General features: G+C 67.9%; 13 protein-coding genes. 6 read left to right on the top strand and 7 right to left on the bottom strand.

The annotated features are described in order from the left end of the window. Positions 1 to 19 precede the first annotated feature (19 nt). On the bottom strand, positions 20 to 844 hold the full coding sequence (locus CE453_RS22190) for a 3'(2'),5'-bisphosphate nucleotidase CysQ (protein ID WP_089176540.1): 825 nt from the start codon (positions 842 to 844) through the stop codon (positions 20 to 22). 248 nt (positions 845 to 1092) lie between these two features. Between CE453_RS22190 and CE453_RS22185 the strand changes: the two genes are divergently transcribed. Continuing rightward, a complete protein-coding gene (locus tag CE453_RS22185) occupies positions 1093 to 1614 on the top strand; it encodes a DUF6101 family protein (RefSeq protein WP_089176539.1) in 522 nt (173 codons plus the stop codon). Between the two features lie 53 nt (positions 1615 to 1667). On the opposite strand, the gene ubiA is transcribed toward CE453_RS22185, so the two are convergent. Together ubiA and CE453_RS22175 are read right to left on the bottom strand one after the other, a co-directional pair. Then, positions 1668 to 2636, bottom strand: coding sequence for a 4-hydroxybenzoate octaprenyltransferase (ubiA, locus tag CE453_RS22180; RefSeq protein ID WP_089176538.1), 969 nt, complete (start codon positions 2634 to 2636; stop codon positions 1668 to 1670). Positions 2637 to 2654: 18 nt separating this feature from the next. Then, entirely contained in the window at positions 2655 to 3134 is a 480-nt protein-coding gene (locus tag CE453_RS22175) for a hypothetical protein (protein WP_157733147.1), read from the bottom strand. Between the two features lie 194 nt (positions 3135 to 3328). Here CE453_RS22175 and CE453_RS22170 point away from each other — a divergent pair, with 194 nt between their 5' ends. The 3 genes from CE453_RS22170 to CE453_RS22160 all read left to right on the top strand — a co-directional run bounded on the left by CE453_RS22170 (position 3329) and on the right by CE453_RS22160 (position 5895). Beyond that, complete coding sequence (locus CE453_RS22170) at positions 3329 to 4075, top strand: 16S rRNA (uracil(1498)-N(3))-methyltransferase (protein ID WP_089176536.1); 747 nt, start codon at positions 3329 to 3331, stop codon at positions 4073 to 4075. Positions 4076 to 4247: 172 nt separating this feature from the next. Beyond that, the gene (locus CE453_RS22165; protein ID WP_089176535.1) at positions 4248 to 5627 is read left to right on the top strand and encodes a glutamate--cysteine ligase; all 1380 of its coding nucleotides are present in this window, start codon (positions 4248 to 4250) and stop codon (positions 5625 to 5627) included. Positions 5628 to 5715: 88 nt separating this feature from the next. Continuing rightward, the gene (locus CE453_RS22160; RefSeq protein WP_089176534.1) at positions 5716 to 5895 is read left to right on the top strand and encodes a Flp family type IVb pilin; all 180 of its coding nucleotides are present in this window, start codon (positions 5716 to 5718) and stop codon (positions 5893 to 5895) included. A 24-nt stretch (positions 5896 to 5919) separates the two neighbouring features. Here the strand turns inward: CE453_RS22160 and CE453_RS22155 are convergent, their stop codons facing one another. Beyond that, positions 5920 to 6801 carry a LysR substrate-binding domain-containing protein gene (locus tag CE453_RS22155; RefSeq protein ID WP_089176533.1) on the bottom strand — a complete coding sequence of 294 codons (882 nt, stop codon included), beginning with the start codon at positions 6799 to 6801 and terminating at the stop codon, positions 5920 to 5922. Between the two features lie 177 nt (positions 6802 to 6978). Here CE453_RS22155 and CE453_RS22150 point away from each other — a divergent pair, with 177 nt between their 5' ends. Together CE453_RS22150 and CE453_RS29495 are read left to right on the top strand one after the other, a co-directional pair. Then, complete coding sequence (locus CE453_RS22150) at positions 6979 to 7350, top strand: DUF1127 domain-containing protein (RefSeq protein ID WP_157733146.1); 372 nt, start codon at positions 6979 to 6981, stop codon at positions 7348 to 7350. Between the two features lie 159 nt (positions 7351 to 7509). After that, positions 7510 to 9405: a methyl-accepting chemotaxis protein gene (locus tag CE453_RS29495; protein WP_089176531.1), complete on the top strand. Its 1896-nt coding sequence runs from the start codon at positions 7510 to 7512 to the stop codon at positions 9403 to 9405. Between the two features lie 80 nt (positions 9406 to 9485). On the opposite strand, the gene CE453_RS22140 is transcribed toward CE453_RS29495, so the two are convergent. From CE453_RS22140 to CE453_RS22130, 3 genes are read right to left on the bottom strand one after another with little or no spacing between them, the layout of a single operon-like run. Beyond that, a complete protein-coding gene (locus CE453_RS22140; protein WP_248307838.1) occupies positions 9486 to 10424 on the bottom strand; it encodes a DUF937 domain-containing protein in 939 nt (312 codons plus the stop codon). 20 nt (positions 10425 to 10444) lie between these two features. Further along, positions 10445 to 11863, bottom strand: a complete 1419-nt coding sequence (locus CE453_RS22135; RefSeq protein WP_089176530.1) for an MATE family efflux transporter — start codon at positions 11861 to 11863, stop codon at positions 10445 to 10447. After that, on the bottom strand, positions 11860 to 13722 hold the full coding sequence (locus tag CE453_RS22130; RefSeq protein ID WP_089176529.1) for a monovalent cation:proton antiporter-2 (CPA2) family protein: 1863 nt from the start codon (positions 13720 to 13722) through the stop codon (positions 11860 to 11862). The genes CE453_RS22135 and CE453_RS22130 overlap by 4 nt, the downstream gene beginning before the upstream one ends. Positions 13723 to 13828 lie beyond the last annotated feature (106 nt).

Here is a 13828-nt window from a genome sequence, read left to right as displayed (position 1 = left end):
GTCGACCAAGTTGAAAAATTCAGCCCGGCTGCGCCGGCGTGTGCAATTGCGCGAGGGCCTCCAGCAAGGGGGCCGCAAGTGCGCCGGCGCTCGCCACCAGCATGCCATGCATCGGGATCGGGCGGTTATAGGCCACGGACGCTCCATCGTCGCCGCTCAGGCGCCCGCCGGCCTCGCGCAGCACGAGATCGGCCGCCGCGAGATCCCAGTCGCGCGCGTCGGGCGAGATCAGCCCGGCATCGATGGTGCCGTCGGCTATGCGCGTGAGCCGCAGGGCGAGCGAGGGGATCTTGCCGACCGCCTCGAAAGGCTGGACCCGCGCCAGCGCCTCGAGCATTGGCTTCGGTCCGGCGATCCGGGCGGCGGCGAGCGTCCGGACCGAGGAGGTGCGGATGGCTTCGCCGTTCCGCTTCGCGCCGCTGCCGGCGATCGCGGTATAGGTCGCGCCGCAGGCCGGGGCGTGGACGATGCCGAGCACGGGGGAGCCCTCGTCGAGCAGGGCCACGCAGACGGCCCAGTCCGGCGAACCGCTCATATAGGCGCGCGTGCCATCGATCGGGTCGACCACCCAGACGAAGCGGCGCGACAGGCGCTGCGCGTCGTCGACGGTCTCTTCCGACAGCCACGCGGCCTCGGGCAGCAGCGCCGAGAGGCGCACGCGCAGGAAGGTGTCGACGCCGATATCGGCTTCCGTTACCGGCGAGCCGCCGCTCTTGGACCAGGTCCGCGCCGCGGTCGGCGCTCCCGGTCGAAACAGATCGAGGGCGATGGCGCCGGCTTCGAGACAGCTCTCGCCCGCCGCCTTCATCAGGTCGGCGGCGAGGGGTAGCGTGGATGCGCTCATGGCTTCCCTATCGAACGCGAATGCCGCGGTTTCAAGCCGAAAATGCGCCCGCGGATCGAAAGATTCCGTCAATCATCCCGCCGGAAAGCCGCCCCTTTGGAGGCTGCCAGCCGCAAATCACAGTCCTTTAACCGAACCCATTAAGCGCTCGGACACGCCTGCGACACATCCTCGCCTGGCAAGCACGAGAGCCCCGGCATCGACAGAGGGCTCCGTTGCAGCAGGGATTAAGAGAGGCGTTATTACCGATGGCCAGCGTCACGCCGGCCGCCGGGGAGGGCGGTTTTGCGCCGCATCTCCCCGGTGGGTCGACCACCACAGCGATCGTCCCCCGCAATCCGATGCCGCGCCAGCCCTCGGCGCCCGGCCTTGAGCGCGTCGGTTCCGTCCGGATCCTGCGCGCCTCGGCGGGGTGGAGCGGTGTCGCGCTGCGGCTCGCCAATCCGACGGGCGACGATGAGCGCTTCGAACTCGCCCTGACGGCGGGCGACGGCCGCTCGATTGTCGTCGCCAGCGTCGATCAGCTCGATGCCGTGGCACTCTGGCGCGATTTCGGCCGCAGCAGCGGCCTGCCGCTGCTGCTCGAATCGGTCGACGGCAAGGTGACGGCGCCGTTTCCGCAGATCGGCCGCGTCGCGCTCGGTCCGGTGCGCATCCGTCGGCGCCACGCCTTCCTCAACGGGCGCCGCCCGCGCTTTCTGACGCGACGCAAGCCGGGCCGACTGGCCGAGCTGCCGGCCGTCGTCCCGAGCGAGCGGCTGGTCGATTAAGGCATCGGATGGGATAGGTCGTCGTTATCGCGTCGGATGGAACGCGCGATGATCTAGGCGAAGAGGTTCCGGCTGAGCGCGTCGAGCGCGAACCCGGCGGCGAGAAGCAGCCCGGCATACTGGTTGGAGCGGAACAGCCTCAGCGCCAGCGCCGCGTTCGCCCCCTTGATCCGCGTCACCTGCCAGCCGAGATGGGCGACGAAGGCGGCGAAGCCAAGCCAGGCGAAGACCCCGCCGCCGACCAGCCAGATCGCGGCTCCGCTGAGCAGCGTCGTCAGCGCGAAGCAGAGTGCCACCGCCTCGCGCGTGTGGTTGCCGAAATAGCGCGCGCTCGACTTGATGCCGACGATGGCGTCGTCCTCGATGTCCTGCATCGCATAGATCGTGTCGTAGCCGACGGTCCAGGCGATGGCGGCGGCGTAGGCGAGATAGGCCGGCGCATCGAGCCGGCCGAACACGGCGCTCCAGCCAAGCAGCGCACCCCAGGAGAAGGCGAGGCCGAGCACGAATTGCGGCATGTTGGTGATGCGCTTCATGAACGGGTAGATCGCCACGATCACCAGCGAAGCGAGGCCCAGGACGATCGTGAAGCGGTTGAACTGCAGCAAAATGGGCAGCGCGACCAGCGCCTGCGCGACCATGAACAGCACAGCCGCCCAGACGCTGACCTGCCCGGAGGGCAGCGGCCGGCCGCGCGTGCGGGCCACCTCGGCGTCGAGCTTGCGGTCGATGATGTCGTTGAAGGTGCAGCCCGCGCCGCGCATCAGGATCGCGCCGAGCAGGAACAGCAGGCAGTGCCAGGGATCGGGATAGGGGCGCCCGGCGGCGATCGCAGCCAGTCCCGCACCCCACCAGCAGGGCAGCAGGATGAGCCACCAGCCGATCGGTCGCTCGATTCGCGCGAGCTTCAGGAAGGGGCGGGTCGCGCGCGGGGCGCGGGTGTCGACCCAGTGGCCTTTCAGCGCGTCGGGGAGCGGAGCGTCGCGTCCCGGTGCGGGGCCGGCATGGACTGGGTCCGACATGGCCGGCGCGTCCCTGGCTTAGAGGGCGCCGCGGGGAACCTTCAGCCCGCCGCCGGCGCCGCTGGTGATCGAATCGGCGCCGCCGAAGGGATTGGCGCCCTGGGCCTGCTGCTGGGCACGGCGCTGCATCTGGGCCTGCTGCTTCACCGCGTTGCAGGCTTGGCCGCGGAACGTCGCGATCCGCGCGTTGTCGGCCTTGAGCCCGTCGATGAACGAAGGCGGGATCTGGCACCAATCCTTGTTGGCATTGGCGAACTTCAGGGTTTCGTTGCCATTGTTCACCAGCGTGCCGAAGGTGCTGCAGGCCTCTTGCGGCGTCATCTTGCGCTTGGCCTTCTGCGCCGCGGTGATCTTGGCCACCATCGACTGCCGTGTCGTCAGCAGCTTCTGCAGCGGTTCGCAACCGGAGACCTGCGCGCTGGCCGGTGAGGTGATCAAGAGCGAGGCCATGGCGAAGCCGAGCGTCGCTGCCAATCCCGAAGCCGTCCTGAGCCGCATGATTCCCTTCTCCGATTGCCGGCCACCTCTGGCCGATCCGCGAACATGTCCTTAACAGCAGGCGCCGTAGACGCCAACGACTCTTGCGAGTCCATCTGCCATCGTCGAGGAAGGACTTGCCGTTAGGCGAGGAATGTGGCGGTTTTCGCGTCGCTCTCAACAGATTTCTTGATGAAGGAAGCGGCCGAGCCCCGATGTCCACTCCCGATTTCGCGCGCCATCGCCTGTTCATCGATGCGGCTTTCGCCGCCGGAGCGGATCTGCCGCTGGAGCGGGACCAGTCGAACTATCTCCTGAATGTCCTGCGTCTCAGGGCCGGCGACGCCATCCTCGTCTTCAACGGACGCGACGGCGAATGGCTGGCGCGCGTAGCGCCGGAAGGGCGCAAGCAGGCGCGCCTTGGCCTCGAACGCCAGGTGAAGTCGCAGCCGCCGCCGGCGGATCTGCATTATCTCTTCGCACCGCTGAAGCATGCGCGACTGGACTATATGGTGCAGAAGGCGGTCGAGATGGGCGCGGGCGTCCTCCAGCCCGTCCTGACCCGCCGGACCCAGGTCTCGCGGCTCAATCTCGACCGGATGCGGGCCAACGCCGTCGAGGCGGCCGAGCAATGCGGCATCCTCGACCTGCCACGCATCGATGCGGAACAGACGCTCGAGGCGGCGCTGGCGGCACTCGACCCCGGGCGGTTGCTCGTCTTCTGCGACGAGGGGCTGGAGCAGGGCAGCCCTGTCGCGGCGCTGCAATCCCGCCCCGCCACGCCGCTTGCGCTGTTGATCGGGCCGGAAGGGGGCTTCGAGGAGAGCGAGCGACGGTTGATCGGGGCCCGCCCCAACACGCTGGCGATCTCGCTCGGGCCGCGCATCTTGCGCGCCGACACCGCCGCCGTCGCGGCGCTTGCCGTGGTCCAGGCGGTGCTCGGAGATTGGCGCGCCCGCTGAAGCTTTCCGAACCGGTCCTGCTGCCAGCGCTTGGCGCCCTTTCGCGAATGCAAGGCGAGGGTCGTTGTCGCGCGTCGGGCTCTCGCCTATGTCTGTCTCCCTCATGCCTTGAACCCGCGGCCGATCGGCTGCCGGGAGCCTTGGCCTTGTCGCCTGTTCTGCCGGAGCGCCCATGGCTCGCGATGTGACCGATTCGACCCCGATCGGCTCCAAGGAGGAGTTGATTTCCTGGATCGCCGCCGGCGAGAAACCGGAAGCACGTTTCCGGATCGGAACGGAGCATGAAAAATTCCCGTTCTACCGTCAGGATCTGGCACCGGTGCCCTATGAAGGTCGCGTCGGCGCGGGCGGCATCCGGGCCTTGCTCGAAGGCATGCAGCAGCGCCTCGGCTGGGAGCCGATCGTCGACGCCGGCCACATCATCGGCCTCGGCGGGCCTGACGGCGGTGGCGCCATCTCGCTGGAGCCCGGCGGCCAGTTCGAGCTGTCCGGTGCGCCGCTGGAGGACATCCATCAGACCGAAGCTGAACTCGCCGCCCATCTCGCCGACGTCAAGGCCGTCGCCGAGCCGCATGGAATCGGATTCGCGGCGCTGGGCGCCTCGCCGCTCTGGACCCGCGCCGAGACGCCGGTAATGCCGAAGGGGCGTTACAAGATCATGGCGAACTACATGCCGAAGGTCGGCACGATGGGCCTCGACATGATGTTCCGGACCTGCACGGTGCAGGTCAATCTCGATTTCGCCAGCGAAGCCGACATGGTGCGCAAGCTGCGCGTCTCGCTGGCGCTGCAACCGCTGGCGACGGCGCTCTTCGCCACCTCGCCCTTCCTCGAGGGCAAGCTCAACGGTTTCCAGTCCATGCGCTCGGAGATCTGGTGCCACACCGACAATGACCGTTCCGGCATGCTCGCCTTCGCCTTCGACGAGGGCATGTCTTACGAGGCCTATGTCGACTGGGCGCTCGATGTGCCGATGTATTTCGTCAAGCGCGGCGAGACCTATCACGACGTCGCCGGTGCCTCCTTCCGCGACCTGCTGGCGGGCAAGCTGAAGCAGCTTCCGGGCGAGCGCGCCACCATGTCGGATTGGGCAAATCATCTCTCGACCCTGTTCCCCGAAGTCAGGCTGAAGCGCTTCCTCGAAATGCGCGGCGCCGATGCCGGCCCGCCGGAGATGCTGACGGCGCTTCCGGCCTTCTGGGTCGGGTTGCTCTATGATCGCGGCGCGCTCGATGCCGCCTGGGATCTGGTCAAGGGCTGGAGCGCCGCCGAGCGGCAGGTCCTGCGCGATACTGCACCGAAGCTAGGCCTCGAAGCCCGCATCGCTGGCCGCAAGCTGGCCGAGGTCGCGGCCGAGGTGCTGGAACTGTCCCGTGCCGGCCTCGTGCGCCGCGCCCGTCGCGACGCCTCCGGGCAGGATGAGAGCCGCCATCTCGCGCCTGTGCAGGAGATTCTGGCAAGCGGCCAGACTTTGGCGCAGCGTCTCGAAGCCCGTTATCGCGGCCCCTGGGGCGGCAAGGTCGAGCCCGTTTTCTCCGAGCTGGCCCTTTAGAGCCAGGGCAGCAAAAAAACGTCATATCCGCGGCATTGCAGCGGGTGGATTAACGATTTGGCGGCAGCTTGGTCCCTAACCTAGCGGCATGGTCAGGACACGCACCAGCTTTGCCGGTTTTCTTCGCGACGAACGTGGCGCGACTGCGATCGAGTATGGCTTCATCGCGTGCCTGGTCTCGCTCTCGATCATAGCCGGGGCGACGTTGATCGGCCAATCCGTTCTTGGCTTCTTCCAGTCGGTTGCCGCTGCTTTCCCTAGTCCATGATTTGGCGCGCTGGTCAGGCTCTCCCTACTCAGCCGCGGTCTTGAAGCTCGCCAGATTGTCGAGGCTCTGGATGATGTGCTCGGCCAGCGCATTGGAGAGCACTGACGGATCGAAGCGCGTGCGCAGCAGACCGATCTTGCATGACGGCAGGGTCGCGAATCCCTCCGACGGCCCCAGGATCCGCATCCCCGGCCTGACGGCACTCTCGGGCAGCACCGAGACGGCGAGCCCCGCCACCACCGCGGCGCCCACGGCCGTCGAGTTCCAGCTCGCATAGAGCACGCGGAAGCGGCGGCTCTTGGCCTCCAGCGCATCGACCGCCGCCTGCCGCCAGTTGCAGGTCGGGCGCCCCAGCGCCAGCGGCAGCGGATCCTCCTCATGCACCGTGTGGCGCGCGGAGGTGACCCAGAGCAGGGGCTCGATGCGGATGATCTCACCCTGGCCGCGGCTTTCGACATGGGTGATGATCGCGAGGTCGATATCGCCGGTGGCGATCCGCTCGGCCAGCATCGGGGTCGGCTCGCAGACGACGGTGACCTCGGCCCGCGGATTCGAGCGCGCGAAGCGGGCGAGGATCTCAGGCAGGTAGCGGTCGGCATAATCATCCGGCACGCCGAGCCGGATGCGGCCCTTCAGATCGGCATCGGTGAAGGTCGCGACGCATTCGAGGTTCAGCCGGACGATCCGCCGGGCGTAGTCGAGCAGGCGCTCGCCATCCTCCGTGAGCTTGGCATGACGTCCGTCGCGCCCGAACAGAGGACGCCCGATCCGCTCCTCGAGGCGCTTCATCTGCATCGAGACGGCCGATTGCGTCTTGAACACGATCTCCGCGGCGCGGGTGAAGGAGCCGGTATCGGCAATGGCGACGAAGGTCTTCAACTGATCGGCGTCGAGCACATGGGCCATGGCGATACCCCGTCGAATGGATCATCAATATCCGTGTTGCGAGACATCATAACCATTCGTTTGGCTGATGGCCAGCCTCTCGCTATCCTGCAGATGTTCTCCGGGATTTCAGCCAGTGGGTGCGTCCGGGCTGGAGGAGGATACCGATCCATTCTCGCATTCCGCCAGGAGGCCGTCATGCTGCTCATGACCATTGCCACGAAGTCACTGTCGTCCGTTCCGGCCGGTATCGTGCGCGTCGCCACTGCCGGAATTCAAATCCCCGTTTCCTTCGTGCGCGCGCTGATCCACCGCCGCGAGGTGATGCGCCTCGCCGAGCTCGACGAGCGCGGCCTCAAGGACATCGGCCTCGTCCATTCCGATATCGCCGGCGCGCTGGCGACGTCCTGGCTGAAGGATCCGTCGGCAGTGCTGGCTTCACGCTCGCGCTCGCGTTCCGATATCGCGAATGCGAGGCGCGAGCATGCCGTTCGCCATGCCGCCATCAAGGGCTCGCCGGAGCCGATGCTGGCGAAGAAGGCCGATTTCGTGGTTGCACGCTGCGCCTGACCCCTTGGCGTCGCGTCTCTGTGGGCGGGAGCTTCGTGCTTCCGCCCTTTTTTATGGCCGAAACGAACGATTCAGGCCGCGTCTAACGCATTTTTATGATTTTGGCTGAATTGTGCCCACGGGGAGCGGCCGGCCGGCCGCCGGACAGGTGGGCACGGCATGAAGTTCTCTCTGCGCCTCAAGGATCTGAGCATCCGCACCAAGATCGCGCTTCCGCTCGTCGCGATCGGTATCATCAGCATCGGTACTGCGATCTATGCGGGGCGTGAATATGCCCGCATCCAGAAGACCTATTCCGAACTGATCGATCAGCGTGCCGCCGCCATCCTCGATTCGGCCCAGTCGACACTGGTGACCAGCTATGTGCTGCGCGATCTCTACAAGGCGATCGCCTACCCCGAATACATGAAGCAGAATGCGACGAGCATCGAGGAGGCGCGCAAGGGCTACGACCTCGCGCTCCAGCAACTGGTCAACGCGAAGATCACCTTCCCCGAGCGCCATGCCGAATTCGACAAGCTCTCGCGGGCGATTTCAGAGCTGAAGCCGAAGATCGACGACGTCCTCGCCCAGGCCTCGCGCGACGAGGATCTGCCGGCGCTTTCGGTGATGTCGGAACTCGATCGCGCCTTCGGCGCCATCATCGCCGATGCGGTCAAGCTCAATGGCGAGATCAAGAGCCAGACGCAGGCCGACGGGCTCGCGCTCGACGCCGAGGCGAAGCAGCTCGACATGATCCTGCTGGTCCTGTCCTTTGCCGGCGTGCTGCTGGGCCTGCTCGGCGCGATGCTGCTGGCCCGGCAGTCGATCACCAGGCCGCTCGACACGCTCAAGGCGCGGATGGACGACCTCGCCACCGGCAACTACGCGATCGAGATCGACGGTCAGGGCCGCCGCGACGAGATCGGCGCCATGGCGCGCGCGGTGCAGGTCTTCAAGGAGAACGGGCTCGCAGTGCGCCGCCTCGAGGCCGAGACGGCCGAGGGGCGCGAGGCGACCGAGGCGCAGCGCCGCCTCGCCGAGCAGGAGCGCACCGCCCGCGCCCGCGAGCAGGAAATGCTCGCCGCCGAGCAACTCAAGGTGATGGAAGCCCTGGGCGAGGGGTTGGACCGGCTTTCGCGCGGCGACCTGACCTGCCGCATCGAGGCCGATCTCGCCGTCGAGTACGAGAAATTGCGCGACGACTTCAATCTCGCGGTGGCCCATCTCTCGGAGACGATCCGCACCATCCAGGCGACCTCGGGCGATGTCGGCAACGCCGCGCACGAGATCAACACCGGCGCCGATGACCTTTCCAAGCGTACCGAGGAGCAGGCCTCCTCGCTGGAGGAGACGGCGGCCACCACCGAGCAGCTCGCCGCTTCCGTCAAGGCCTCCGCCCATGCATCGCAGCAGGCGGTCGCGCTCGCCGACGAGGCGATGGAGGTTGCCCGCAAGGGCGGCGCGATCGTCAAGGATGCCGTCGACGCCATGGCGCGGATCGAGGCGGCCTCGCGCAAGATCTCCGACATCACCACCGTGATCGACGAGATCGCCTTCCAGACCAATCTGCTGGCGTTGAACGCGGCGGTCGAGGCCGCGCGGGCCGGCGACGCCGGCCGAGGCTTCGCCGTGGTCGCCTCCGAGGTCCGCACGCTCGCTCAGCGTTCAGGCGAGGCGGCCAAGGGTATCACGGCGCTCATCACCGAATCGGGGGCCGAGGTCGCGCAGGGCGTCGGCCTCGTCCGCTCGGCCGGCTCGGCGCTGGAGCGGATCGTCGAGGCCTCGCAGAAGGTCTCCGCAACCGTCTCGGACATCTCTTCCGCCGCCGCAGAGCAGTCGAACGGCATCGACGAGATGAGCCAGGCTGTCGCCCATATGGACGAGATGACCCAGCAGAACGCCGCTCTGGCCGAGCAGAGCGCTGCCTCCGCAACGGCGCTCGCCGGCCAGATTCAACGCCTCAACGACCTCGTCGCCAGCTTCCGCACCCGCGACGACGCCGCGGATCTGCATGCCCTGGCCGCGACCATGGCGCAGGTGGAGCAGGATTGGTCACAGCGGCGGCAGGCCTGAACGGGCGCTGACGAACAGCGACTCATCAATTCGAGTTGCGTGAGGAAACCGCCGGGCGCCCTTGCGTCCGGCTTTGCGCTTCAGCGCCGCTGGCCGCCGCTGAGCATGGCATCGAGGATCGACTTCAGCGCGTTCTGATGGTCGTCCTGGATCTGCCGACCATGCTCGAACATCTGGTTCAGCGCGTCGAGGCCGATCGAGCCCGGTCCGGCGGTGGAAGCGGGCGGCGGCTCATCCGGCTCGGGTTCCGGGGCTGGCGCGCGACGCTGTTGCGGGGCTGGCGCGCGACGCTGTTGCGGGGCGCTGCGCGGCTGCTGCTGGGGAGCGGGCTCTGCGCCCCCGGCCGTCGCCCCGCCGAACATGCCGCCGAGGATCTGCCCCAGCATTCCGCCGAAGGGGTCGCTGGCAGGGCCGCCGGCATTGCCCTGCGGCTGGGGCTGGCCGGCCCCCATGCCCTGCCCGAACATGCCGCGCAGGATGGCTTCCATCGGGTTGCCCGGCATCTGCGGCTGGGGTTGCGGTTGGGGCGCGGGCTGCATGCCCGGCATCTGGCCGCGCATCATCTCCGCGAACTGGCCGAGGATGCCACCGAGGCCCTCGCTGCTGGTCGATTTGAACAGACCGCCCATCAGGATCGAGGCGATTACAGGCAGCATCTGGTTGAGGATGGCCTGGCTGACGCCGCTCGTTGCCGCGGCCTGCGCGGCAATCGCCCGGCTGACCTCGTTCGAGCCGAAGAGCTGGCTCAGCACGTCGTTGCCAGCCATCTGCGCGCCCGGAGGAATGCCACCGCTCGCCTCGAAGAAGCGTGCATAGGGCGAGGCCGTCATCATCTGCGCCAGCGAGCCGAAAGCGTAGGGGTTCTGCGTCTGGCGCTGCAGCCCCATCGAGAACGCCGGCAGCAGGGCGTCGAGCGCGGCCTGCGTCTGCTGCAGGCTCAGGCCATACTGCCGAGCCATGTTCTGCATCGCCTGGCCGTTTTGGGCCGCCTGCATGATTTCGAACAGATTCATCATCATGGCACGTCTCCCGGCCGGCTTCAGTTGCCCGCTTCGGAAGACGATAGCAGGGTGTCCTTGTCTGGCAAATCGCGCGCCATCCGCCGCTGCAGCGCCTCGCGTTCCAGCCGGCTGATTCCCTTGTAGGCGAAGATCAGTGCCAACACCCCGAAAGCGACCGCGCCCAGCGCCGAGCCGGCCAGCGCGCCCTTCGGCCCGGCCATCTGCGCGCCGAGGATGGCGAAGGGCATGGTGCCGAGCGTTGCCCGGCCCCAGCTGAACAGCGTCGAGAGGAACGGCATGCCGAGATTGTTGAAGGCGGCATTGGCGACGAAGAGCATGCCGACGAAAAGCCACATGGGCCCGGCGATCAGGCAGAAGAAGTCGACCAGCTCCGCCGTCAGCCCGCTGGCCTGGAACGCGGAGACGATCACGCCCCGCAGCGCCAGCAGGAGCAGCCAGGCGACGAGGACGCAACCGGTGGCGAAGATCGCCGAATCGGTCAGGCCGCGCCGCATCCGGTCGAAGCGCCCCGCGCCCCAGTTCTGGCCGAGGATTGGGCCGACCGCGCCGGAGAGGGCGAAGACGGCGCCGAAGGCGACCGGCACCAGCCGGTCCATGATCGCGAGCGCGGCGACCGCCGCATCGCCGAAGCGGGCGACCACGCCGGCGAAGACGGCGTTGGCGATCGGGTTGGAGAGATTGGTCAGGATGGCGGGGCCCGCGATCGCGAAGGTCCGGGCGCTGTCCTGCTTCACCCAGCTCCAGCGCGGCCGGGCCACCATGTTGTGGCGGATGACGGTCGCGTGGAAGCCGATCCCGACGATGATGATCCGCGCCAGCACGATCGCGATCGCCGCCCCATCCGGCCCGAGGCCGAAGCCGAAGATCAGCAGCGGGTCGAGCCCCGCGGTGACGATGCCGCCGCCGAGCGTCACGAACATGGCCCGGCGCGCATCGCCGATGGCGCGCAGCACACCGGACAAGCCCATGCCGATCGCCATCAGCACGTTGGAGGGCAGGGTGATGTGCAGGAAGGAGAGGGCGACGGCGTAGGACTGGTCATGCGCGCCGATGGTGCGCAGCAGCCAGGGCAGCAACGGGAGGGCCGCGAGCGACAGCACGAGCGCGACCAGCGCCATCAGGACCAGGGTCGAGGCGGCGATGCGTCTCGCCCCTTCCCGGTCGCCCGCGCCGATGCTGCGCGAGGTCAGCGCCGCGACCGCGATCATCAGTCCGACATTCACCGAGACCATCAGGTAGAGCACGATGGTGGCGTAGCCGACGCCGGCCGTGGCCTCGGGCCGCCCGAGCCAGGAGACATACAGCAGCGACAGGAGGTCGACGACGAAGACGGCCATCAGCCCGATCGAGCCCGTCGCCGTCATCACGGCGACGTGGCGCATCAGCGAGCCATCGACGAAGACCGCCCGCGCCGACCCGGTCGACGTGCTGGTCATCGTTCAGGCTCGCCGACACCGCCGACCGCGACCTCGGCCCCACCATCCTCGATGACCTCCTGGGTCTCGGCCGTGAGCGCCTTGGACTTGCACTTCGGCTTGACGAGGGGTTCGGGCATCACGCGCGGAACCTGGTTGAGGGCCGCCGCGATGCCTTCATGGAACTGGATCTCCATGCGCTGCGCGTCACGGTCGCGGACATGGTCGATGACGAGGTCAGCCTCGTCGCGGGTCAGGCCGACCGCCTCCAGCGTGACCCGGCCGAAATCGAGCGCCGATTCAAAGGTCTCGCGCATCTGGTAGTCGACATTCGCCTTCATCAGCTCGATGGCGTGGATGCGGTCGAAGGCACGCGCATGCACGCGGACATTCGGGAACTCGGCCTTCACCATCTCGAGAGTGCGCAGCGCCGCGTCCTTGTTGTCGACGCAGATGCAGATGACACGGGCCTTGCCGGCGCCTGCCGCGCGCAGCACGTCGAGCCGCGTCCCGTCGCCGTAATAGACCTTGAAGCCGAAGCGTGCGGCGGCGCGGATCTGCTCCACGTCGGAATCGATCACGGTGATGTTGACGTGCTGCAGCAGCAGCGCTTGCGTCACCACCTGGCCGAAGCGGCCGAAGCCGATCACCATGACTTGGGTGCCGTCGACGCCATCGAAATCCTCGTCCATCGTCTCTTCGCCGATGCGGGCGAGGAGGACGCTGTCGATCAGCTTCGCCACGACCGGCCCGAGCAGCATGCTGATCGCGGCCAGCGCCGTGACGATGGCCGCCTGCTGCTGGTCGAGGAGCCCGTTCGCCAGGCCGAGCGGCAGCAGCACGAAGGCGAATTCGCCGGCTGGCGAGAGCAGGGCGCCCGCCCGCACCGCTTCCAGCGTCGTCGAGCAGGAGACGCGCAGGATCGAGGCGACGACGGCGATCTTGAACAGCACCAGCAGCGGGGCTGCGATGGCGAGCAGCAGCGCGTTCTCTGCCACCAGCTTGAGATCGAGCGACATGCCGACCGCCATGAAGAACAGGCCGAGCAGCACGCCGCGGAACGGCTCGATATCGGCCTCGAGCTCATGGCGGAAATGCGAGTCGGCCAGCATCACGCCGGCGAGGAAGGCGCCCATCGCCATGGACAGGCCGACATGCTCCATCAGCAGCGCCGCCCCCAGCACGATCAGCAGCGCGGCCGCGGTCATCACCTCCTTGGCGCCGCTGTTGGCGAGGATGCGGAAGAGCGGGTTGAGCAGGTAGCGTCCGGCGAAGACGATCGCGACGATGGCTGCGATCGCGATGCCGAGGCTGCCCAGCGCCCGCATCGGGCTGCCGGCCTGGGTCGCGGTCGTCGCGAGCAGGGGCAGAAGCGCCAGCACGGGCGCGATCGCCATGTCCTGGAACAGCAGGATCGAGAAGGTGCGCCGGCCATAGGTCTCGTTGCCGTCGCCGCGCTCCTCCAGCAATTGCAGGGCGATCGAGGTCGCCGAGAGTGCGAGCGCCACGCCGACCGCCACCGCGCCCCCGGCCGAGAGGCCGAGGCGCCAGCCGACCAGGCCGATCACCGCCGCGCTCAGCCCCATCTGCGCGAGGCCGAGGCCGAGAATGTCCCGCCGCATCGAGTAGAGGCGCGAAGGCTGCAGTTCGAGCCCGACCAGGAAGAGCAGCAGCACGACGCCGATCTCGGCTGTGCCGCGGATCGCGTCGGGGTCCTTGATCACGCTGAGGACGGAAGGGCCGATAATGACGCCGGCTGCCAGATAGCCCAGCACTGCCGATTGCCCGAGCTTGCGGAACAGCGGCACGGCGATGACCGCGCCGGCGCAGAACGTCAGGATCGGCGGCAGATAGCTGGCATGGGAGGCGGCATCGGCCATGGGCGGCTCACGCTATAGGGGGCGGCCGGCTCCGGGGCCGACCGCTCCTATCTAGGCGCTCGTTCCGCGCAGCGCGAGGGGGGAAGCGCTTCGCGCCATGCGCTGA

The organism is Bosea sp. AS-1 (assembly GCF_002220095.1).
Taxonomy (GTDB): domain Bacteria; phylum Pseudomonadota; class Alphaproteobacteria; order Rhizobiales; family Beijerinckiaceae; genus Allobosea.
Note: the sequence above shows the minus strand (reverse complement) of the source record. Positions and strands in the feature narration are given on the sequence as shown.